This window comes from Ardenticatenales bacterium (assembly GCA_020634515.1).
Lineage (GTDB): Bacteria > Chloroflexota > Anaerolineae > Promineifilales > Promineifilaceae > JAGVTM01.
Genome location: JACKBL010000002.1, coordinates 70,693 through 93,407 on the forward strand (window position 1 = coordinate 70,693; position 22,715 = coordinate 93,407).

19 protein-coding genes are annotated in these 22,715 nt (G+C 59.5%); 7 read left to right on the forward strand and 12 right to left on the reverse strand.

What is annotated here, in order from left to right; genetic code table 11:
* The first annotated feature begins 168 nt into the window (after positions 1–168).
* The gene (locus tag H6650_04935) at positions 169–957 is read left to right on the forward strand and encodes a GNAT family N-acetyltransferase (GenBank protein ID MCB8951340.1); all 789 of its coding nucleotides are present in this window, start codon (positions 169–171) and stop codon (positions 955–957) included.
* Here H6650_04935 and H6650_04940 read toward each other — a convergent pair.
* From H6650_04940 to H6650_04970, 7 genes are read right to left on the reverse strand one after another with little or no spacing between them, the layout of a single operon-like run.
* A complete protein-coding gene (locus tag H6650_04940) occupies positions 937–1,938 on the reverse strand; it encodes a hypothetical protein (protein MCB8951341.1) in 1,002 nt (333 codons plus the stop codon). The genes H6650_04935 and H6650_04940 overlap by 21 nt on opposite strands.
* Before the next feature lie 29 nt (positions 1,939–1,967).
* Positions 1,968–2,327, reverse strand: coding sequence for a hypothetical protein (locus H6650_04945; protein ID MCB8951342.1), 360 nt, complete (start codon positions 2,325–2,327; stop codon positions 1,968–1,970).
* A complete protein-coding gene (locus H6650_04950) occupies positions 2,327–3,226 on the reverse strand; it encodes a prephenate dehydrogenase (protein ID MCB8951343.1) in 900 nt (299 codons plus the stop codon). Before H6650_04950 ends, H6650_04945 begins: the two co-directional genes overlap by 1 nt.
* A 34-nt stretch (positions 3,227–3,260) precedes the next feature.
* Positions 3,261–4,070 (reverse strand): CfrBI family restriction endonuclease, encoded by an 810-nt coding sequence (locus tag H6650_04955; GenBank protein MCB8951344.1) that lies wholly within the window; start codon positions 4,068–4,070, stop codon positions 3,261–3,263.
* A 6-nt stretch (positions 4,071–4,076) separates the two neighbouring features.
* Positions 4,077–4,370, reverse strand: coding sequence for a hypothetical protein (locus H6650_04960; protein ID MCB8951345.1), 294 nt, complete (start codon positions 4,368–4,370; stop codon positions 4,077–4,079).
* Between the two features lie 11 nt (positions 4,371–4,381).
* Positions 4,382–5,599, reverse strand: a complete 1,218-nt coding sequence (locus tag H6650_04965; GenBank protein MCB8951346.1) for a site-specific DNA-methyltransferase — start codon at positions 5,597–5,599, stop codon at positions 4,382–4,384.
* Between the two features lie 57 nt (positions 5,600–5,656).
* Positions 5,657–7,348 carry an amidase gene (locus tag H6650_04970; GenBank protein ID MCB8951347.1) on the reverse strand — a complete coding sequence of 564 codons (1,692 nt, stop codon included), beginning with the start codon at positions 7,346–7,348 and terminating at the stop codon, positions 5,657–5,659.
* A gap of 301 nt (positions 7,349–7,649) precedes the next feature.
* Between H6650_04970 and H6650_04975 the strand changes: the two genes are divergently transcribed.
* The 4 genes from H6650_04975 to H6650_04990 all read left to right on the forward strand — a co-directional run bounded on the left by H6650_04975 (position 7,650) and on the right by H6650_04990 (position 13,751).
* Positions 7,650–8,663, forward strand: coding sequence for a flippase-like domain-containing protein (locus tag H6650_04975; GenBank protein MCB8951348.1), 1,014 nt, complete (start codon positions 7,650–7,652; stop codon positions 8,661–8,663).
* A 90-nt stretch (positions 8,664–8,753) separates the two neighbouring features.
* On the forward strand, positions 8,754–9,983 hold the full coding sequence (locus H6650_04980) for a glycosyltransferase family 4 protein (protein ID MCB8951349.1): 1,230 nt from the start codon (positions 8,754–8,756) through the stop codon (positions 9,981–9,983).
* A 332-nt stretch (positions 9,984–10,315) separates the two neighbouring features.
* Complete coding sequence (locus H6650_04985) at positions 10,316–10,576, forward strand: DUF5615 family PIN-like protein (protein MCB8951350.1); 261 nt, start codon at positions 10,316–10,318, stop codon at positions 10,574–10,576.
* A gap of 208 nt (positions 10,577–10,784) precedes the next feature.
* Entirely contained in the window at positions 10,785–13,751 is a 2,967-nt protein-coding gene (locus H6650_04990; GenBank protein MCB8951351.1) for a glycosyltransferase family 39 protein, read from the forward strand.
* 119 nt (positions 13,752–13,870) lie between these two features.
* On the opposite strand, the gene H6650_04995 is transcribed toward H6650_04990, so the two are convergent.
* Positions 13,871–15,994: an AAA family ATPase gene (locus H6650_04995; protein ID MCB8951352.1), complete on the reverse strand. Its 2,124-nt coding sequence runs from the start codon at positions 15,992–15,994 to the stop codon at positions 13,871–13,873.
* A 178-nt stretch (positions 15,995–16,172) separates the two neighbouring features.
* Here H6650_04995 and H6650_05000 point away from each other — a divergent pair, with 178 nt between their 5' ends.
* Positions 16,173–16,580, forward strand: a complete 408-nt coding sequence (locus H6650_05000; GenBank protein MCB8951353.1) for a nuclear transport factor 2 family protein — start codon at positions 16,173–16,175, stop codon at positions 16,578–16,580.
* A 183-nt stretch (positions 16,581–16,763) separates the two neighbouring features.
* Here the strand turns inward: H6650_05000 and H6650_05005 are convergent, their stop codons facing one another.
* Positions 16,764–18,269, reverse strand: a complete 1,506-nt coding sequence (locus H6650_05005) for a PQQ-like beta-propeller repeat protein (GenBank protein MCB8951354.1) — start codon at positions 18,267–18,269, stop codon at positions 16,764–16,766.
* Between the two features lie 124 nt (positions 18,270–18,393).
* Between H6650_05005 and H6650_05010 the strand changes: the two genes are divergently transcribed.
* The gene (locus tag H6650_05010) at positions 18,394–18,630 is read left to right on the forward strand and encodes a hypothetical protein (GenBank protein ID MCB8951355.1); all 237 of its coding nucleotides are present in this window, start codon (positions 18,394–18,396) and stop codon (positions 18,628–18,630) included.
* A gap of 106 nt (positions 18,631–18,736) precedes the next feature.
* On the opposite strand, the gene H6650_05015 is transcribed toward H6650_05010, so the two are convergent.
* The 3 genes from H6650_05015 to H6650_05025 are packed head-to-tail and all read right to left on the reverse strand — an operon-like array spanning position 18,737 to position 22,652.
* Positions 18,737–21,271, reverse strand: a complete 2,535-nt coding sequence (locus H6650_05015) for an ABC transporter permease (protein ID MCB8951356.1) — start codon at positions 21,269–21,271, stop codon at positions 18,737–18,739.
* Complete coding sequence (locus H6650_05020) at positions 21,268–22,008, reverse strand: ABC transporter ATP-binding protein (GenBank protein MCB8951357.1); 741 nt, start codon at positions 22,006–22,008, stop codon at positions 21,268–21,270. The genes H6650_05015 and H6650_05020 overlap by 4 nt, the downstream gene beginning before the upstream one ends.
* A 53-nt stretch (positions 22,009–22,061) precedes the next feature.
* Positions 22,062–22,652, reverse strand: a complete 591-nt coding sequence (locus H6650_05025; GenBank protein ID MCB8951358.1) for a PadR family transcriptional regulator — start codon at positions 22,650–22,652, stop codon at positions 22,062–22,064.
* Positions 22,653–22,715 lie beyond the last annotated feature (63 nt).

Here is a 22,715-nt window from a genome sequence, read left to right on the forward strand (position 1 = left end):
CGGCATTGATGCGCGATCTGGTTGCGTGGTTAAACAAGAGTTTGAACAAATCTGCTCCACCGTCAGGCGACGCACCGGGCAGCGGGACCTGAGAGATTTGCCTGCACGGCAAGCGAGCTTCCGGGAAGGTCTCTTGGTACACATACCCCTGAAGTTGAATAGCACAATATGATGGAAGTGGAGCGATTGCAAGGGTATTTGCGACATAGCGCGGCGCGGCAGTATGAGGCTGTGGCGCTGCCGGCATTCACATTCTTCTACCACGCGCCGGATTCCCTTCCCCATTTCAACTACGCCATTCCTGATAGAAACGTGACCGAAGATGCGGCAGGGGCGCTGGCGGCGCTGCGGGCAACCTGCGCGGCGCGGGGGCGCGTGCCTCGTTTGGAGTATGTGGAGGCGTTTGCGCCCCGACTGGGGGCGCGGCTTGCCGCCGCCGGTTATGCGCAGGAGGGGCGTTATCCATTGATGGTGTGTACTCCGGAGACATTGCGGGCTGCGCCACCAGTGGCGGACCTGGCGATAGTGCCAATTGGACCGGACGCGCCGCTGCCGTTGGTGCGCGGCGTGGTGACGGTGCAGCGGCGTGGCTTTGGCGCGGGAGATGAGGCGGTGAGCGATGAGGATGCGGAGCGATTTCGCCCACTGTTGACGCACAACGCGACGTTTTTGGGGCGATGGGCGGAGGAGGCGGTGTGCGTGGCTTCTTATTCGGAGCCATATGATGGGTTGGTGGAAATTGCCGGCATTGCCACCATCCCCCCCTATCGCCGCCGTGGCCTGGCCTCTGCCCTCACCGGCGCCGTCGTCACGGCGGCTTTTGCCCGCGGCGTCGTCGCCGCCTTCCTCAGCGCCGCCGACGAGCGCGCCGGGCGCATCTATCAACGGCTGGGCTTTCAGCCCTTCGCGCACTTGTTGGCCTATCGGTTGCCTGATTTACCCCCCGATGCCACGTAGATAGAGCAGGTACATGCCGGCAAGATAACACACAATAATCACCAACGCATCCACCTCGACTATCAGCAGCTTGCGCTCCAGGCGCGCCAGATTGCCGACCACCGCCAGACAAGTGAGCAGCACCCCCAACAGCGCCACCATCACAAAACTGGGGTCAATGGCCCCCAATAACCGTCCGGGCGTGTAAAAGAAATCCGCCACCCCCATCCCCAGCATATTGAAGACGGAAGAACCGAACAGATTGCCCACGGCCAACTCTGGCGCGCCGAGGCGCACCGCCGCCCAGGCCGCCAGCAGTTCCGGCAGCGACGTGACCAGGCTGAGCAGCGCCGTGCCCACAAAGGTGGCTCCCACGCCCGTTTCCGTGGCGATGGTCGTGCTGGCCTGCACCAGTTGCGGCACGACCAGCACCAACACCCCCGCCGCCGCCGTGAATCCTAGCAAGCCCCGGCGCAGCGAAGGAAAGCTGGGGGAGATGATGATCTCCGGTGGCTCACCAGCCGCGATGATCAACTGCCCTTCCTTTTGCACCAGCCAGACGCCGCCGAAATAGACGGCCACGATAATCAAACTGTCTACGCCCACCCAGCCGATGGTTAATGGCAGGTTGCCCATCATGAAAATGGCCACCAGCGTCATCAGCAGGATACCCATGACGGCGGTGAGGGTTTGGGTGAGGGCAACGGAGCGCAACAGGGGAACCTGGTGGTTGAGCAGGTCAACGAGGGCCAGGAGAACGATGTTGACCATGTTGCTGCCCAGGAAATTGCCGGCAGCCAGGTCGGGGACGCCCTGCTGAAACGCGCTGATGGAGGCGATGAACTCGGGCAAGGAGGTGGCCCCGGCGAGCAGGATTGTGCCCACGAGCAGGCCGCCAAAGCGGGTGCGCACGGCGATGATGTCCGCGTATTGGGCCAGTTTGTACGCGGCGGCGACGATGATGGCGGATGTAAGGAGGAAGGTTAGAATGGGAGCAAGCATAGCAGGGTTCAAGAGGGAAGGGGGGGGTGTTAGTGGCTGTCGGCAATTTCGTCGGGCATTCCCCAGACGCGGGAGATGGGTAGGGCGAACATTAGCCCGGTGTGCGGCTTATTCAGGCTGCCGAGGACGTTTTCCGTGGCGGCTACGGCGGCTTCCGCCAGTTCGAGTGAGTTAATGACGGCAAACAGGGTATGATGTCCGGTCTGGGGCGCGCCGAGGAATTGGCTGAACCTGGCCATCATGGGTTGGGCCTGGGTGCGCATGAGGATGCGGTTGACGCCGGTGCTTTCCAGGATGGTGATGCCTAGAATGCCGGCATTCCGCCACGCCGCCAACACCTCATTCAACTTCCCGCTGTCATCCAAAACCATCATTAGTAAATACATCATCAACCTCGCTCAAATCCATCCGTCGGCTCTTGATCGAGAAACGGACTTGCCTTTGCCTGTTGGTAACTTTGGTGCGCTACCTGCGCCTGAACCAGCCACGCGCGTAACGCGGCCTCGTCGCCGCGCCGCAGCAGGTCTTCCAATTGGACGAGCCTGGCCTGGAACCCGCGCAGTTGTTGCAGCACGGCGGCGCGGTTGGTAAGCAGAATATCGAGCATCACGTCGGGATTTGTGCCGGCAATTCTCGTTGTATCCCGCAGCCCCGACGCACTCACCGGCCACACCCGCCGCTCCACCATCGCCGCCGCCGCCGCCTGTCGCATCAACGCCGCCGCCGCCAGATACGGAAGATGGCTGGTGACGGCCACAACGCCATCATGCGCAGCCGCCGCCATGGGCAGCGCCCGTGCCCCAATCCAAGTCACCACCTGCGCCGCGGTTTCCGCCATTGCCCCCGTCGTCCGCGCCGTCTCGCAAAGCACAAACGTCTGCCCCCGGAACAGGTCCGGCGTGGCCGCGGCAAAGCCCGCCGTCTCCTTGCCGCACATCGGATGCCCACCTATCGCCGCGAACGCGGGGGGCAATTCATCCATCGCCGCGCAAATGGTCCCCTTCGTGCTACCCAGGTCTAGCGCCTGGCAGCCCTCAGGTCGCGCCCGCGGCAGATCCGCCAGCAGGTGCAGAATCGCCCGCACCGGCGTCGCCAAAACCACCAGGTCCGCCGACTGCACCCCGGCCGCAAAATCCGTCGTCCCCGCGTCAATCACCCCCGCCGCCAGCGCCGCCGCCACCGTCTCCTCATCCCGGTCCACCCCCACCAACGCGGACACATGCGGCCGCAGCGCCCACGCCAGCGAACCGCCCATCAGTCCCAACCCGACAATACAAATGCGTGACACAATCCGTGTTCCTTCTGTTAGCTCGTGCGGCACGTTATTCGTGGTTGGGCAGAAACTGAGCCAAGGGCACTGAATTGACCACCTGAGTCAGATATGCCCCAACTTCAGCGCGTGGCATTTTGACTAATGGATGCTCAAACCCCATCCTTTCGTTAAGAATTCTGGCCACCTCTTGCGGCCAGTACGCCATGCTCATCTGCACAATATCCCCGTCAGCCCGACGCGCCAGGGTTTGTATTTTGCTGCCGCGAGCTATCCTATCAACGATGATGATCGTAGCCATGTACCACGTTGATCTGCCAAGCTCAATTTCTCTGGCAAAACGTGTCACCTTGTCCAGTGAGATTTCTGGATTTCCTCTGCCAATAAAGCCAATATCAAAACGCGCCCCTTTTCCCGCTTCCCATAGCGCTGTCGCATCGCTTTCTCGGCGTTCTCCTTGTGAAGATAGCCAGAACTCTCGTTGGAAACTGATGGCGCCGTCTGTTCCTGTATAGGTAAAACCCAAAATATGTAGCAAAGAGCCAAGAACCAGACGCTCAAACAATTTGCCATAAACTGACTTTTCAGATCCGCGTATCGTCAACGTTTGCGCGCCAACCATTCCCAGAAGATAGAGGATAAACTTCCAATTCAAGTCAGCAACCGCCCTCTGATTCAGGACTATTTTGCCGTCAAGGATACCGTGTTGGGAGATTATCTCGCTAATGACATCATCATAGACCAATTCGTACTGCTTGCGATACTGAGCGAGCTGATTAGTATCGTCACGCAATACGTTCTGTGAAGCTTTGTCGGTCAGACCCAAGACCCACTGAGCCAGCCATCGCTCCCCTTTTGACAACTTTCCTTACGCCAGGATTCTTGCCGCGATTTCCGGAAGCCTTTCAATGAAGTCGGCTTGAATGGAAATCCCTTTAACCATCATGCGCACCGTGGCCGCATTCAATAAAGCCAGTCGGCGGCGGGTGAGCATTTCAGTGGAATCTCTCAGGTTATGACCAGACAGCACATCAAGAACAACAGAGCGCGCAACCTCGATACCTATTTTCTTGATTAGCTCCGAGCCACTTGTGACCAGCAGGGTTTGTGTTTCCTCATCCAGGAGTTCAACGAAACTAGTGACATAATTGTTGTCAGTCATATGGCTTTCTTCTACACCAAAATATCATCAACGGATATGGGGGAGCAATTAACGCAAAGGACATCCGCGGCATCTTCCCCCAGCCATTTTTTGGCACGTTCCCGCATGATGTTAATGTACTCAGGCTCTTTTTCTACCAGAACGAATCGCCTTTTCAATTTGGTAGCAGCCAACCCCACGGTCCCGGAACCGGCGAATGGGTCCAGAACGACGTCATCTATGAATGAATAGTAGGTGATCACTCTTGCCGCCAACGCTTCTGGGAATACGGCGGGATGTTCCGTGTCATAGGTCGGGGTTATTTCCCATATGTTTGTTTTCTCGTAATCATCGGAGATTTTGGATGCCTTTACAGTCTCCTGATCAGGGTGGGAACGGATATTCCAGTCAATCAACCGTCGTGTATGCTTGCGATAGACGAGGACATATTCCGTTACCGGTACGGGTTTATATTGCAAAGGGTTCCTATCGGCGGCAAACCGCCGACCCCGTCCTGTTGCCCACCCCGCTCCTTCTGGCTTTACCCAGATGATGTCGTCTATGAAGTCAAAACCTTCTTCTATAAACAGCCTGTGCATATCAAATGGCACGGCAAGCCTTTTTGAGGATTCGCTTCGATTGGCACGTCGGACAAGAACGGGGGATATATTGATGACAAAAAACCGTCCTTCATTTAGTACTCTGTGGCACGCCTGGATAACTTGTTTCATTTTTAGCAGATATTCTTCGTAGGAAATGTAATCCTCGTATTCCGGGCGGGCATTGAAGTAAGGGGGGGAAGTAAAGATGAGGTCAACGGATTCCGCGGGGAAATCCTGCAAAATCTGTTCGGCGGCGCCACAGGCAATGGTATTACGCAGATTGGATGGGCGGTACGTTTTTTTCTTAGGCGATTGTTTCTTCTTTTTTGTCTTACGCTTGAGCAATCGCGTCTCCAGAACATCTGGAGAGGTGGATTTTTCTCTTAGTAGCAACGAGGTATAAGCGTCAATGACAACCTCCCCGACTCTTTCGTGCGTGTCCTGACTTAAGAGTGGCACTCGCCAGAAGTGGTAGCGGTCATCAATTTCGGGCAAGCCTAAACTGATTGCCTGGCTCAGGTCTATGCTTTCGAGCCAGGTTCTGGTGACTTTTCGGGCATCCTGCACATTGAGGACGTTATATTTGCGTTTTTCGGCAACGCTATCTTTCAAATCCAATGCTTCTATGTTGGACGATTTGTCGTTCATGGTTCAATGATGCCTGATTTCGCAACTGTTTGCGAAAGGTTTGAATGGAGGGTGTGTTTATGACAGTAAATCATACGACACCAGCGGTTTTTGGCGGGGCGTGAATTGCGCGGCGGCGTGGGCCAGGCGCAGCAGCAGCCGTTCTTGCCAGGGATGCCCCATGGCCTGGCAGCCAATGGGCATGCCATGCCGGTCGTATCCGGCGGGGAAGGTGATGGCGGGCAGCCCGGTGAGGTTGCCGATGAAGGCGTAGCGCATCAGTTCCGTGAGCAGATTCAGGTCGGATTCCCCATCGGGGAGGGCGTCGGCGGGGATGGGCGGCGCGGGCATGGCCGTGGTGGGCGTGATGATGGCGTCTACCTGCGCCAGGGCGGCGCGCATATGGCCGATGGCACGGGTGCGCATTTGTTGCGCTTGCACGTAATCCCGGTTGGTGAAGAGGCGGGTGAGGGCCAGATTGATACGAACGTCCAGGCCAAAATCGCGGCGGTGTTGGTCGTAGTAGGGCTGCATGCCGGTGAGCATTTCGGAAGCGATGGTGATGACGTGGGCGATGCGGGCCAGGTTGAGTTCGGGGATGGTGATTTCGCGTATGGTCGCGCCCTGGGTACGGAAGCCGTCTAGCGTTTGCCGGCATGTGGCGACCGTCTCCGGCGTAGCATGTTCAAACCAGGGCGGAAAAATGCCCAGCGTGACAGCGTGCAGGTCGGTGTTGTCCCAACCGGCGATGTCTGGCTGCGGTTGGGCCAGAGAGTGCGGATCGCGGCTGTCGGCTCCGGCAATGAGGGCGTAGCAGAGGGCGGCGTCTTCGGCGGTGGCCGCCAGCGGTCCCAAATGGGCTACCGTCCAATCCAGCGGCGCCGCCCCATACTCGCTGACGCGGCCAAACGTGGACTTGAGACCGACGAGGCCGCAAAGGGCCGCGGGAATGCGAATGGAACCACCGCCATCCGCGCCGATGGCCACGGGGCAGAGTCCGGCGGCCACGGCGGCGGCGGAGCCGCTGGAGCTCCCGCCGGTATAATGCGCCGGGTTGTATGGGTTGCGGGCGAAGCCGTGATGCGGGTTGAGGCCGGTGGGCACGATGCCGATTTCGTGCATGTTGGCTTTGCCGATGAGGAGTGCGCCGGCGGCGCGCAGGCGGGCGACAACGGTGCTGTCTTCTGTGGCCGGGCGCTGGCCGAGGAAGCGCGTGCCCACGGTGGTAGGGTAGGGAACCATGTCCACTTCGTCCTTGACGGCCACGGGCACGCCATCAAAGAGGCTGAGAGGTTGCCCTTGCGCCCAGCGGCGGGTGGCGGCTTCCGCCTGCGCCATGAGGTCCGCTTCGTTGGTGGCGATGAAGATGTGCAGCGGGGGGTGCTGCTGCTCGCTGGCGGCGATGGCCTGCCAGAGGCGGGCGGCGACGGCGGTGGGGGTTGTCTCGCCTGCGCGGTACGCCTTCGCGTAGTCACGAACTGAAGAGAAGGGGGAAGCGGTGGGGACGTGGGCAAGGTGGGGGGCGAGGGGCGGCGGCGGGGCGTCGGGTGGCGCAGAGGGGGCGGCGAAGGGATGGTGGGGGTAGTAGGTGGGGGGTTCGTTGATGGGGGTGGCGCGGAAGTGGGTGATGCCGGCATCCCGCAACAACCGTCCTCCCAACACCCAGCGCGTGCGCGGATTCTCCAGCATTTCCGCCAGCAGGCGCAAAGCCCTACCCGTCATGCGGGGAAGATTAACGGATTCCAGATCATACACAGCATTCTGCGACATGAGAAACTCCTGCAAAAATAGGATGCGGATAAACGCGGATTAAAAAAATCTGCGTCATCTGCGCAATCTGTGATGATGTTTTCACTGATAAACGGTGACTCTACTGAAAAAAGGCCAAAAACCGGGTTTTTACACATGAACCACTCTGGTAATTTCGGCCGGACACTCGAAAAACCCGGTTTTTTCAGTGACAAGCAAGTGAGTTGTTCGTTGATGTCGGTCGTCGTTTATGGATTTGTGTCAAGATTGTTGCCCGCGCGCGTTTTTCGATTCGCCGCCGACACATTATAATCCCGCCGTCATGGAAAGTACCACCCGTTCGCAGTCCATTCGCGCCTGGATTGGCATTCTCATCAGTCTGCTGTGCCTGGCGGCGATATTTCTATTCATCAACCCCGCGCAAATCTGGCAGGCGCTGCTGACGGCGGATTATGGCTACTTGCTGCTCAGCGGCGTGGCCTTCATCGTTTTTATGCTGTTGCGGGCGGTGCGCTGGCGTTTTATGCTGGCGCGACAGGTAAGCTATGGACAGGTTTTTCACATCCAGAATATTGGCTACATGCTGACCAATTTGCTGCCGCTGCGCATCGGTGACGTGGCGCGCGCGGTGTTGATTGGCGGTGTGCCGCCGGTGACGATCCCCCAGGGGGTGAGTACGATGGTGGTGGAGCGGGTGCTGGACCTGCTGTTTATGGTGACGCTGCTCCCGTTGACGCTGTCCCAGGTGGGGACGGTTTCCGCGGAGGTACGGGCGATTGGGTTGAGTGCCGGCATTCTGGCCATCACCGCTACCTTCATCCTCATCCTCGCCGCCAACCAACGCCGGCGCGTCACCCGCCTCACGGACGCCATCTTGTTGCGCATTCCCTTCCTCCGCGCCGACACCTGGAATCGCCGCATCGACGACCTGCTCATCGGTCTCAACAGCCTCAGCCGCTGGCGCGACGCCCTCATCCTCCTCAGCCTCAGCATCCTCGTCTGGCTGCCCGTCATCTTCGCCTACTACTGCGGGCTGCTTGCCGTCCACTTGCAACCAACCTGGGCCATGGCCGGTTTTGTCGTCTGCGCCGCCGCCCTCAGCATAGCTGCCCCCTCCTCGCCAGGGCAAGTCGGCGTCTACCACGCCGGCGTCATCGCCGCCCTGACGCAAGTGCTGGTGCAGCCGGAAGCACAATCCGCCAGTTTTGCTTTTCTCTACCACGCCATGACGTTCGTCCTCAACGTCCTTCTGGGCATCATCGGCCTGCGCTTTGTCGGCGCAACACTGGATAACGTGGTACACATGACGCGCCGACTGCGAAACAAGCGTGTATAAAACGTAGATGGATGAACACTGCGCCAACATAGGCGCATCGACCCACCGCAAATGGTCGCTTTCGCGGCGGGAACTGCCTGGCAAATCTGCATGAAGATTCTACAAGTATTGACTTACTATCGCCCGCACATGAGCGGGCTGACGATTTATGTTGAACGCCTCAGCCGCGCTTTGGTGCGGCAGGGGCATGATGTGACCGTGCTGACCTCCCAGTATGATCCCGCGCTGCCGCGCCGCGAAATCGTCGATGGCGTCAAAATTCATCGCGTCCCGGTGCTGTTTCGCATCAGCAAGGGTGTGATTATGCCCACCTTTGGTCACTGGGCGACGCTGGAAACGTGGAAAGCGGATGTGGTGCATCTGCATCTGCCCCAATTCGATGCCCCCGGCCTGGCGCTGCGTGGTCGCCTTTTCCGCAAACCGGTTGTTCTCACGTATCATTGCGACTTGCAACTGCCGCAGGGAGCTTTCAATCGTTTTGTGGATGGCGTGGTGGGGGGGATGAATAGAATTGCCGGCACACTCGCCAACGCCGTCGTCACCTATACCCGCGATTACGGCGAAAACTCCCCCTTCCTGTCCCCCTACCTCAACCGCAAGCTCGTCGTCATCCCTCCCCCCGTGGAACTGGCCGCCTGCCCGCTTGATCAGGCCGCCGCCTTTCGCGCCGCCCACCACCTGGACGGCTCCCTGGTGATCGGCATTGCTGCTCGCCTGGCCGCGGAAAAGGGCGTCGAGATACTGCTGCAGGCGCTGCCCAAAGTGCTGGCCGCTTACCCCAACGTGCGCGTGCTGCACGCCGGTCCGTACCAAAACGTACTGGGCGAGGAAGCCTACTACGCCCACCTCGCGCCCCTTTTTGACCGTTACAAAGGGGTCTATTCCCTCCTGGGGCCGCTGCATGGCGCGGAATTCACCGCCTTCTACCAGAATCTCGACTGCCTGGTGATTCCCAGTCTGAACAGCACGGAGAGCTTCGGGCTGGTGCAAATTGAGGCGATGATGAACGGCGCGCCCGTGATCGCCAGCAATCTGCCGGGCGTGCGCCAGCCTGTCACCATGACGGGCATGGGCGAAGTGACCCCCATTGGCGACGCGGACGCCCTGGCGGATGCCTTGATTCGTGTGCTGGGGCAAAAAGCGGCCTATGTACGGCAGCCGCGGCTGATTGGCGACAGCTTCAGCCCAGACCAGACGGCGCAGGAGTACATGCGCCTGTATGAACGATTGCGCCGGGGCGAAAGACCCACGCACACCGCCGAGCCGCCCGCCTATGACCGGCTGCGCCAGATGAAGGCGGCAAGCAGTGATAAGCATTAAGGGCGCTCAAGAGCAAATTAATAGGCTGTTGCTTTGTTGCATTGGGCAACCATCCAGGATAGTATCTCCGCAAACGGAGGTGATATCCATGCCAGCTTTACACGTTCGTTGCGTCTCCGAATCCATTTATGACCGCATACAACAGCGCGCCCAAATGCATAATCGATCCCTCAGTGCTGAAGTCATTGCATTGCTGGATGACGCCCTGGTCAGCGTGAACGGATTGTTGAGTTGATTACGATCTGAGGCATGGGCGTAACGACGAGATAGTCAAGAAGCGGGTCAGTTCATTTTTCACCTGCTGATCCTGCTCGGATAACCGGGCGGACGGAATGAGTACGCCTCGTTTTTTACTTGACGCACATGTATGGGGTGGCCTGATCAAGGTAGGCGAAGAAGTCGGCGCTGACACTGTTTTGGTGCAAACGCAATTGCCGGCAGGAACAGACGATGAGGTGGTTTTGGCAATAGCAGCAAAGCAAAATCGTATTTTGCTGACAAGCAACGCGCAGGATTTTGCGCCAGTGGTGGTTGAATGGTTCCTGAGTGGTCGTGAACATGGGGGGTATCATCGTGCCAGGTCAAACACATAGGAGCCTATTGAGCCATGCTTTGGTCAATATCGTCAGCAACTACACGGCTGAATCTTTGAAGAACACCTATCGTTTTGCCAGGACTTTGCCTAACCTTGGTGCTGGGGTGCATTTGCGGTCACTTCCTAACCTTATGCTTACCGGCGATCTGGTGGCATCTTGCTGACGAAACGATTCATTATCAAAAGGTTGCAACCTGGATCAGGTCATGATATTTGAGCAAAATTTGATGGGACGAGATGTGCCGGCAGCGGAGGAGGATTTGCTGTGGCGGCATTTGAAGAGCGTGCCGGCATTTCGTGCCCTCCTCCGCGCCATTGAAGCCAGATTCTACCAACAATACACCCTCGAAGGCCCCGTCCTCGACATGGGCTGCGGCGATGGACACTTCGCCCAGATGACCTTCTCCCACCCCCTGGACGTGGGAATCGACCCCTGGTGGGGACCCTTGCAAAAAGCGCGCCGCGGCCAGATGTACAACGACGTGCTGCAAGGATTCGGCGACCAGATGCCCTTCCCCGACCACACCTTCAGCACCGTCATCAGTAACTCCGTCCTGGAGCACATCCCCGACGTGCAAAGCGTCCTCAACGACATCAGCCGCGTCACCCAACCCGGCGGACGCCTGCTGATCACCATGCCCAGCCACCTGTTCACCGAATACCTGGGCGGGGCCGCCATGTTGGAAAGGATGCGACTGGATGGGCTGGCGGACAACTATCGCACCTTCTTCAACCGCATTTCCCGCCACGCCCATACCGATTCCGCCGAGGTCTGGGCGGAACGGCTGGCGCGCGCCGGCTTTGTCGTCGAACGATGGCAGTATTACTTCTCGCGGGAGGCGCTGCAGGCGCTGGAATGGGGACACGTACAGGGAATGCCGGCAGCCATCAGCCACGCCCTCACCGGGCACTGGATTTTGGGACCGTGGGAGAGCAATCTGCGCCGCACGGAGCGATGGGTACGTCCATTTTACGAGGAGGAGGCCCCGGCGGAAGGGGCCTACATCTTCATGGTAGCCCGCAAACGCGCCGATGGTCCCATTGCCGTACAGCTTCCCCCCGCGCAACCATTCACGCCGGCGGAACTTGCCGGCGGGCAACCGTTGCCGGATGCTTTTGTGCCGTCCGCGCCGCCGCCAATGATCGAACCACTGGCTCCGTCGCAGGTTCCGGCCACGTTGCCCGCTGTGTCCCCTCCCCCGCGCCCCCGGCGACGGCGGGGCGACTTGCTCACGCCCGCGTTGGTGCTGTTGAGTTTGTTGCTGGCCCTGTTAGGGCAATCGGCGGTCAGCAGCCAGCCGGACGCGCCGGGCGGCGGTTTGCGCCTGTTTGGGTTTGCGTTGGTGGCGCTGGCGCTGGCGTTGTGGCAGGGGTGGGCGGCGCGGCGCGGTGAGGGAGGGCTGCCCACGCTGGCGGATTTGCGCCGGATACCGCGCCAACGATGGCTGATTTTGCCGGCACTCCTTCTCGTTTTATTAGCGCCCCGTCCGGTAGCGGATCGCCCCCCGGACATGCAGCAACCGTTGCTGGCGCTTTTGCTGTGGATTGCCGGCATGGGCCTGGGATTCTACGCGCTGCATCACACGGGGGAGGGGCTGCATCTGTGGCCGCGACTGAAACGGACACCCCGCTGGGAACTGGGCCTCATGTTTGTCCTGTTCTATTCTGCCTTCACCGTTCGCGGCTTCCAGTTGACGCAGCACCCGTTCATCATGAACGGCACGGAGGCCAACATCGGCCTGGAGGCGTGGCGCATCGCCAGTGGGCAGGCGCGCAATCCGTTTGCCACGGGTTGGCTCACCAATCCCACGCTGTCGCTGGCGCTGCTGGCGCTGCCGATCAAGCTCTTTGGGCGTTCAGTGCTGGCGGTGCGCATGTGGTCGCCCATCGTGGGCGCGCTGACGGTGCTGGCGACGTATCTGGTGGGGCGGCGGCTGTGGGGGCGCGAGGTGGGGCTGGTGTCCGCCATTTTGCTGGCGGGCGCGCACGCCCACATCCACTACGCCCGCCTGGGCATGACGAACATCTGGGATCCGCTGTGGGTCCTGGTGGCGGTGGGGATGTTGATCGTGGCGCGGGAGCGGGGGAATCGTTTTGGCTGGCTACTGGCGGGTTTGTGCGTGGGGCTGACGCCGTACTGGTTTACGAGCGCGCATCTGTTCCCGTTGTTGATGCCGGCAGGCGCGCTCATCTGGGCGGTGGCGGATGGGGACAATCTGTGGGCGCAACGGCGGCATATTTTCGCCGGGGCGGCGTTGGCGCTGCTGGTGGCGCTGCCGCAGCTTCTTTTCTACCGCCAAAACCTGCCCATTTTCCTGGATCGGGTCAATGCGTTAGGGATTTTGCAGAACGGGTGGTTGCAGCAGGAAGCGGCGAATCAGGGGGTGTCGCTGTGGGCGATTTTGGGTCAGCAGTGGCGGCAGGCGGCGCTGGCGTTTAATGGGAGCGTGGATACGAGTTTGTCGTATAATGCCGGCATTCCCCTCCTCTCCACCTACCCTGCCCTCTTCTTCGTCCTCGGCCTGGGGCTGGCCCTCTGGCAGATTCGCCGCCCGCGTCACTTTTGGCTCCTCATCTGGCTGCTCATCACCATCATCGGTGGCGGCATGTTACTGCTCACCCCCCCCGCCAGCCATCGCCTGCTCATTGCCCTGCCCGCGGCCTGTTTGCTGGCCGGCTCCGCCCTCGTCTGGATCGGAGAGCGGTTGGGCGAGAGCTTCAAACTGAGCCGCCGCGGTTGGACCATCGCCGTGGCCGGGCTGGCCCTGATCTTTGCCGTCAGCGACGTGACGTTTTATTTCGGGCAATATCGCGCCGAACACCGTTTTGGCGACCGCAACAGCGAAATCGCCGCGCGCATGTCCGACTATTTGAACACCATAGAGGGAGATGACTGGACCGCCTACTTCTACGGCGCGCCGGCCATGTACGTGGACTTCCCCACTATCCCTTTCCTCTCTACAGAGTTCCAGCCGGACGTGAACCTGTTTGATGTCGACGAGCCAGGGGTGCCGGATACATCCCTCACGGCGCAGAACCTGGTATTTATCTTCGTCCCTGAACGGTCGTTGGAAGTGCAGGAGGTGGAGGCCGCATTTCCCAACGGCGAATTGACCACGTTCGAAGGCGTCTACGCCAATCCGCTCTTTTACGCTTACAAAGTTCATCGCTGACCGTTGGGTGCAACCGCACACCTGCAGACAACCAACTGCGGCAACAAGGAGGGAGGAGAGCCACCAGACAGCGCACTGTTGTCCTCGTAGCTTTGCCTGGTTCTCCAACAAAGACAGAGTCAAGCACCGTCTGCTGACGCTCCGCCGCCTAATTCCAGCGTCCACAGCTGGTTCACGAGGTGATTAACTCCCTTGCGCAGGTGGTGGCGGTAGGTGCTGAACGGCAGATCCAGCAGTTCTGCCGCTCTTTCCTGCGTCGGCGTGGGCTGGAAGTAAGTGTGGTAGAGGGCGCGATAGCTCTTTGCCTCGCGCGGCGACGCCTGCAAAGCCGCCGCCGTTTTTCGCAGTAAATCCTGCAGCGCCCTCGCGCGCGCCGCTGGGCTTTCCTCGTCGGGCTTGCCCTCGATGATCAGGCGGCAGCGCAGCAGGGGATTCTCCTGCAAGGCCGGACTGGTGAAATCGCGCAGCGCATGGCGTACCGCTACCGCGAAATCCTCCTGGCTCAGTACCAGCAACGCCCGCTCCCCGGCAGGCGTGGCAGCGGGAGCGGGAGCGCTGCCGGCAGGGACGCCAGGACTGAGTTCCCGTTCGGCCATCATGGAGAGCCACATCAGTGGCGGGGTAGCACGCCAATCATGCCCATAAACGCCAAACGTGTGGTCGTCCACGGTGAAATTTGCCCTGGTGACGGGATGAATGTCCACGTAGTGGAAAATCTCCGCCCAGAATGCGGGCTGCGCACAGGGGATCATGGTGTAGGCCAGTCCAGGCACGGTGAGATAATGCTGCACCATATTTAGGAAAATGCGACTTTGCACGGGGGATACATTTTGATATTCGTCACGGGCCATCCAGAAACGAAAGAGGGTGGCTGTCTCTCCGTGGCGCAGCGGCGCGTGCTGTTGCAGATAGGTCCAGGCAGCGGCAGTTCCGGGATCGACGGCGCGGTCTTCGGCGTCCGTTTTCTCCAGGGCGACCATGAATAACACGCCTCCTACCGAGCCATCTGCTCGCCGCATGACAATGACGCCCTGGGGTTGACGCCCTATCCAGTGGGCGGCAATGGCCGCGGCCTGCGGGCCTTCATGCGCCCGGATGATTCGCAGCACCGCAACCTGATCCGTTTCTTGGAACTGATCGGTGAATACCGTGCCTGTAGACTGCCACTCAAAAAAGGGGCGGATGACGGGATTGTCTCGATGGAGGAAAATGTAATCAGAGAGGACCTGTCGCTGTTCTCGCTGGTTGCTCTCGCGGAAGCGGGCCATGTAGTGGCCGCGGGCGCGGGCATGCAGTTCCGCCTGCCAATCCGGGTTGCGCCAGCGTAGATCGACAGCCAGCGCCTCGCGCGCCAGGTCGTGCGGAAAGAGGCCGCGCCGCTCAACATCCATGAAAGAGAGCCCGCGCAGCCAATCGAAGACGGGATGAGGGTCAGCCAGTTGCAGCATGGCTCCCAGGAGGGGCTCGTTCATCAGACGCACCTGGGAACACGCTTCCAGGGCAGCGCGGTGGTTGGCGGTAGGGGCTTCCTGCAAAAACTGTTCCAGCAGCACCTTGATAATGTTGGGCACATCTTCGGGCAAAAACCGCGCCTCAGGTTGCTGCAGCAGCACATCGGCGACAAGTGAGAGGGCCAGGGGATGCCCGTGGGTGAATTGGAGAATGCTGAGGTGCTCTCGTGCCGGCACTTGCCGCCGCATGAGCAAGGCGCGGCTCTCCTCCTGTGACAGGTTTTGGAGGGGGATGATACGCATTAACTGCTGCCAGCCGGGATCCGTGCGCCAATGCAGCGACGGGGGATGGCGCCCGGCCATGATCACGACCACATTGGCGGGAAGCAGCGGCAGAAAATTGTCCTGCAGCCAGCCATCTAATGGCGTGAGCAGTTCTGCCGTATCTATTGACAGGAGGACGCGCGTGTCCTTTGCCGCCAGCGCCGTGAAGACGTCCTCGCCAGAGGAGACGGTTAGCAACTGCTGCAAAGTGCCAAGAAAAGAAGCGGGGGAGGGCTCCAGGTTGCGTCCGTCGAGAGATAGGATGGTGGCTCCTGTTCGCCCGGCCAGGTGAGTGGCTTCACGCAACAGGCTCGTCTTACCCACGCCACCCGGACCGCAAATGTACAGGACTGCATAGGGGCAGTTGGCAGAGGTGAGCGCCTCCCGAATCAGTTCGCGTTCGTGGGTGCGGCCCACAAACTGCTGCCGCCGTGCCTGCTCTAGTCGTTCCGCCAGTGAGAGAGCCATCACAATCTCCCAGCCAATAGTAATTGATTTTGGCTCCACCCTGCGCATGTCCAATATGGGCGCAGAAAAGTGGTCAGAAAATGAGCAGTTATTAGTCTGTCAGCCGGTCAGAGGCATGATCTATACTACCACCATCCAATTAAGTGGCAAGAAGTATCTAACATGGAGAAAGTAGAAAATGAATGAAGTAAATAATGTACAGGTGGTCCAGGATTTGTATGCGGCTTTTGGGCGGGGCGATATTGCCGGCATCTTTAGTACGCTGGATGAACATGTGGACTGGCACTTCAACGGGCGCCCCGAAGACATTCCCTACGCTGGCTATTGGCAGGGGCACGCGGGCATGGGGGAGTTTTTCACGATTGTAGGCCAGACGTGTGCCGTGCAGGAGTTTGGCCCGCACGAGATCATTTCTATGGGGGAGCATGTCCTTTCCCTCGGACACGAACGGGTTCTTGTCAAGGCCACTGGTCGTGAGTTTGAGAGCGACTGGGCGCACGTCTTTACGATCCGCAACGGCAAGATCATCCGCCTGCGTGAATATTATGATACAGCGGCACTGGCTGAGGCTTTTGCCGGCAGTTGAATGCCGCGTTAACGTTTTATGGAACTGCGCGCTTTGCTAGCCGCCGAGATTGAGCGTTTGCAGCGTAGTCTTGTATGGGGCTAGCGGGCTGGAGAGCCAGGACGCGGAAAGACACGAATTCAGGTTGTCTTGGCCATGTGAATCTGCGGAATCTGCGTTCCACTTTCTTAATTCGACAAGCTCCTAGCGGACGATTGCCGGCAAATAGTCCCAATGGTCCGGCGTAAACATAGGGGTGGGTGTCATCGTGGGCGTGACCGTAGGCGCAAGTGTGGGCGTGGGCGTCATTTCGGGAATAACAGGACACCACTGATTGCGAGTGGCAAAGGTAGCGATCACGGGATACGCCTCGTCTGATACAGGTGTGTCGGTTACCAGACTAAAGGAGGCTGTGTCTATTCCTTCATCATTGGTCACAATACTGATACCGTCCTCAACTTCAACAATCTCAGCGCAATCGCTAACGTCCCCCGTGGCAGATGCTTTTGTGACCAACCAGCCATAGAGATCCCAGTCCACGTTGATAGATGGACCCGCCATAATAATCCCGCCATCATCCGTTGGCTGCAGATCCCCAATACCACCGGGAAAATCAAAAAACTTCTGCCACATGATATTCCCATTGGTGTCTACTGCAAAAGTCCAGCTTTCAGCCGTATCGGTCCGTGTACTTATGACATAGCTGTCAGTGGCGGCCATGTAACCAATAACCGGCTCACCAGCGCCCGGGCTTATTCGGTACGTCTTTTGCCAGGTGATGGCCCCGTCTGTATCAAGTTTTATGAGCCAGACATGCCCGTAATCCGGGTAAATGACGTATGATGCTGTCACTCCAGCTAACAGGTACCCGCCTTCACTAGCCGGCAGGATGTGGTAACCTTTTTCAAATCGCTCGCCACCGAACTTTTTCTGCCAGATGATTTCCCCATCGCGGTCCAATTTGAGGAGCCAGGCGTCTCCCCAAAGGTTGCTGCTGAAAGACACGCTACTCCCCGTGATCAGGTACTCTCCAGTTGCCGTTTCCAGGAGATCACTCGGGTATTCAACATCACCCCCCCCGTAGATGCGTTCCCATAGAATCTGCCCATCCCCATCTAATTTGGCCAGCCAGAAATCAGCCCAGGCTACGCCGACAACAATTCTTTCGGCCAATACGGCAATACTTCCGTCGTTGGTGACAATCATGCTTGCTGGCGAAAAATACAACGAGTTGTCACCAATTCGCTTTTGCCAGAGCATCTCTCCGTCGCTCGAAATCCGTCCCAACCAGAGATTCAGGCGCCAGGTTGGGCCATCAGGAAACTGCGAGCTACCCAGAAGAGCGAAGTCGCCATCAGGCAATTCACGAACGACAAATCCCTCATCATATAGTTGTGATAAACCACGGCCGATTTGTCGCTGCCAGATGATTTCTCCCGCGCTGTCCAATTTGACCACCCAGATGTAAACAATTTGCTCCTCGCCGTTTGGGCTAATGTAGCCCACCCCAATGTAACCCCCATCGCTGGTCTGCTGTATGCTACTCAGGCTCACATAATGATTGGCAAAGCTGTAGGCGCTGGCCCACGTCATATCCACATTATTCGCGGATGAATGGGCCATCATGCGTTGCACGGCGCCAAAGGAGATGATAAAGAAGACCAATTGCAGTGCCGCCATGATTTTGAAGTTAAGGACAGTTTTCTTCATGCCCGACCTCGCGTGTCGTGAATAGTGCGAATTCCAGGCTCCCTGAATTGGGGATTATAGCCATTCGCTTCCGCAAGGTCTACAATAAAGGGAGGCGAGGACCAAACGAGGTTGAGTCTGAAGAGTGCCCTCGCCTCCCTTCCTTTCCACGGAATTCCAGCCGGATGTCAACTTGTTTGACGTGACGGAAGCGGGTTCGCCGGACGCGACCACTGCCACCGCCAACATGGTTTTTGTTTTTGTACCGGAGCGTTCATTGGAAATCCAGGAAGTGGAAGCCCGTTTTCCGGGGGGAACGCTCCGCACCTTTGAGGGCGTCTACGCCAATCCCCTGTTTTACGCCTACGAAGCGCACCCCTGAGTTTGAGCGGTGCGGTTTATGCCGAAAACGATGCGGCCAGGGCACGGATGAACAGTGTGCCCTGGCCGCTGTGTTTTGCCTGCGCACCGCAAGCGCCGGGTGGCGCTTATTCGTAGGCCAGCGCGCGCACGATGTCCAACTTCGCCGCCTGTCGCGCCGGGATTATGGCGCCGATGATGCCAAAGCCGATGCCCACAGCAATCGCCAGCAGCAGCCCCGCGTAGGAGAAGGCAAAGGGGAAGACCAGCCCGACGAAGTTCATGGCCCCGACGAGAATGTAGCTGAGCCATAGTCCGGCCAGAAGGCCAAACAGCGTCCCCGTGGCCGCCAGCAGCAGGCTCTCCGCGGTGATCATGCGGCGCACCTGGCGGCGGGTGGCCCCCACGGCGCGCAGCGTGCCGATCTCGCGCGTCCGCTCCAGGACGTTAATCGCCAGGGTGTTGATCAGGGCGATCAACGAGGGAATAGCCAGCACGATCAGCAGCACGTACATGGCGTTGAAGACTTCGAGCATCGTGCCGATTTCCGTCTTCCACTCGGTCAGCGAATAGAAGCCGAAAGCGGGATAGTCGCGGGCGAGGGTTCGCAGCGCCCCGTCTACCTGGGCTGTGTTGGCGTTGTCTTGCTGGTTGACCATGAGGAGCAGGTCGGTGGTGGCGTGGAAGTCGCGCGCCATGTTTTCCTGGGAGACGTAGCCGGTGGCAATTTTGTAGTTCATGAAGTCGCCGCCAATGCCGGCAACGTGATATTCCAACACGCCTTCCGGTGATTGCAGCGGCAGTGTGTCGCCCAACTTCACGCCCGCTTGCGCCGCGAATATTCCATTGACCACAATCTCTCGCCCCGATGCCAGCCGGTCGTAGATGGTGGCCTCATCCCCGGCGCTGAAAATTAGGCCGGACACCTGGGGATAGGTAACGGGATCGATGCCCACGATCTGCAGGTCCGTGCCATCAATGCGGGCCGTTGTCTGCCGCAGCGTCGTCACCTCGGAGACGCCGGGAATCGTCTTGATCTCTTCCACCAACCGCGGCCCCGCGCCGATGTTGCCGCCGCCCAGCACCAACGACTGCGGCATGTACAGGTAGTCGCTGCCCAGTGTCTTGTCAATCCAGCCGTTCAGGCCGCCCATGAGGGAGGTGATCAGGCCACCCATGGCCACCAGGAGCGAAAGCCCGATGGTGATGGCGGAAGCGGTGATGGCCGCGCGTCCGGGCTGCCGCGTCAGGTTCCCCTGCGCAATCTGGCCTTCGCGCGCAAAGATGAGGCGGAGCAGGCTGCCGAAGGTGCGGGCAATGGGGTAGATCAGGGCGGGGCCAATCAGGACCAGGCCGATCATGAACAGGAGGATGCCCAACGAGGCCAGGCCGACGTTGCCGCCAATGAGGGTGAGAAAGGCGATGATGACGACAACAATGCCGGCAATCGCGCTGCGACCGGCGCTGCGGCGCTCTACTTCCGCCAACGAGGGGCGCAAGGCATCCAGCGGCGATACGCGAGTGGCGGCCAGTGCCGGCACCAATCCCGCCAGCACGGTCAGTCCCAGTCCTAAAACGACGGCGACGACGTATACCCAGGGGGCGAAGGCGGGTGTGCCCAGGCGGGCGTGCATCATGTTTTCCATGATGGGTTGCATCCCAACCAGCAGTCCGTAGGCCATGAAGAAGCCAAGCAGAATTCCGAGAACTGTTCCGATACTGCCCAGCAGCAGGCATTCCGCCAGGATCATGCCCAGGATGGTGCGACGGGATGCGCCGATGATGCGCAACATGCCGATGTCGCGCCGACGTTCCACGACGACTGTGCGGAAGGTAATGAAGATGATAAAACCGCCCATGGCCGCGGCAATGACGCCGAACAGGTTCATGACGTATTTGGCGGAGTTGAGGGCGGCGGCGAATTCGGAGCCGGTTTCGTTGCCGCCAACTTTGTAGCCGCTGCCCAGGCGGGCGAGGATATCCTGGCGCACGGTTTCGGGGTTGATGCCGGCATCGAACCTGGCCTCAATCGTGTTAGCCAGTCCGGGAAGATTGAATACCGTTTGCGCCGCTGCCAGGGGCACAATCAACTCCTCGCTGCCCATGGGCGGACGCCCCATCGTGATGCCCACGATCTCAAAAGTCATTAAGCCCGTAGCCGAGGGCAGCTTGAGCGTGTCGCCTACGCGCAGGCCCGTTTCCTGAGCCAGGTTATTGGAGATGAGGACGCTGTTCTCGTCTGCCGCGATCAGCGGACGACCGGCGGCCAGGGAGACGGGGTTGAGGTCGGTCAACTGCTCTGGCAGCACGCCGCGTAAGATAAACGAAGTGATGGCCGTGCCATCCGCGGCGGTGATGGCCTCCGCCGTGGGGACCAGCAGCGGTCGCGCCAGGGAAGGAGCGGCCAGAGCCACGCCGGGGGTCTGGCGTACCTGCTCCGTAACGTTGGCGTCAAAAGCGCCGCGCGCCTGACTGGTGATGGTCAGGTCTACCTGGTCCACGGCGGCGGATAGATTGGTTTGTAGGGCTTGCTGCATTGCCGGCAAAATCCCGTTGAAACCAAACACAATCGTGACGCCAAAAGTGATAGCGATTAGCGTTAAAGTCGTGCGCAGCTTGCGCCCGCGCAGATAGCGCAGGGCCAATTTCAGTTGAAACGTCATCTCGCCACCTCCAGTTTTTGCCGCAAGGCCACCTCTCCCTGGCGATCGTTGCCAGAAAGCCGCGTTTCATCCACCATGGTGCCATCCTTGAGGAAAATGATGCGGTTGGCATGAGCGGCAATACGCGGGTCGTGCGTCACCATCAGCACCGTACGCTGCCATTCTTCGCTGATCTGGCGCAGCAGCACGGCGATTTCGTCCGCGGAACGCGAATCCAGGTTGCCCGTTGGTTCATCCGCCAGGATGAGCATCGGTTCGGCCACCAGCGCGCGCGCAATCGCCACCCGCTGCTGCTCGCCGCCGGAAAGCTGGTCTGGTCGATGGGCGAGGCGGTCACCCAGCCCCATCCGCTTCAGCCACGTTTCCGCCTTCTGTCGCGCCTCACCCTCCTTGGCCCCATCCAGGATCAGGGGCAGCGCCGCGTTTTCCACCGCTTCCAAAACGGGGATCAGGTTGAAGAACTGGAAGATAAAGCCAATATGCCGGCGGCGGAGTTGCGTCATTTGGTCGTCGTTGAAGCGGGAAATGTCTTGACCATTGAGCATGACGCGCCCGGATGAAGGTTTGTCCAGGCCGCCCACCAGGTGCAGGAGCGTGGATTTGCCGCAGCCGCTGGGACCCATTACGGCCACGAATTCGCCCGGCTGAATATCGACGTTAAGCCGGTTCAAGGCGGTGACGGCGGTCGCGCCCGTGCCATAGACCCTTGTTAGCTGCTCGGTTTTTACAATGCTCATACCCTTTCTCCAGGTTGATTGGGCAGCGGCGGGCTGCCCTACGGTGCGGCTTGCTACGATTCGTCGCTTCTGGGAGGCCGTCCGCGTGGCCGCTCCACAGGCTCAGGAATGGGTTGGCGGCTGATTTCGTCGAGCCGCGCTTCCACCATTTCTAGCCAGCGCAGGTCTGCTTCCAGGTGCATCACGGCCTGGTCTAACAACAAGACGTAGGCCAGCTCCGACCTGGGATCGACGCGGCTGCGCTGCGCCGTGATCGCGTGCAGTTCTTTGTACAGGCTGGCCCGCTGCACGTAGATCAGGCGTCGCGGATCGCCTTCGGTGATGGCCACGCTGAGCATCAGCTTCAGAAAAAACTCATCTCGCCGCCGGTCGCTGGTTACCGGTTCGGAAAACCAGGCGCGGAGTTCGGCCATGCCGGCATCCGTGACGGTGTAGATGTGCTTTTCTGGCCCGCCGGCTTGCTCAACGCTGTCTTCCACGACCAGCCCCTTCTTTTCCAGGCGGGCGAGCGTGGTGTAGACCTGCGCGGGCTTGAGGTCCCAATTTTCCACGCCGCCGACCATGGCCTCGAATGCGTCATGCAATTCGTAGCCGTGGCGGGGGCGATGGGCCAGTAATCCAAGAATGGCGTTCCGTACAGACATAATTTCAAATTAGTAAACGAGTTACTAGTTTCCAGACGTGGAAATTATTAACCAGGTTTCTAG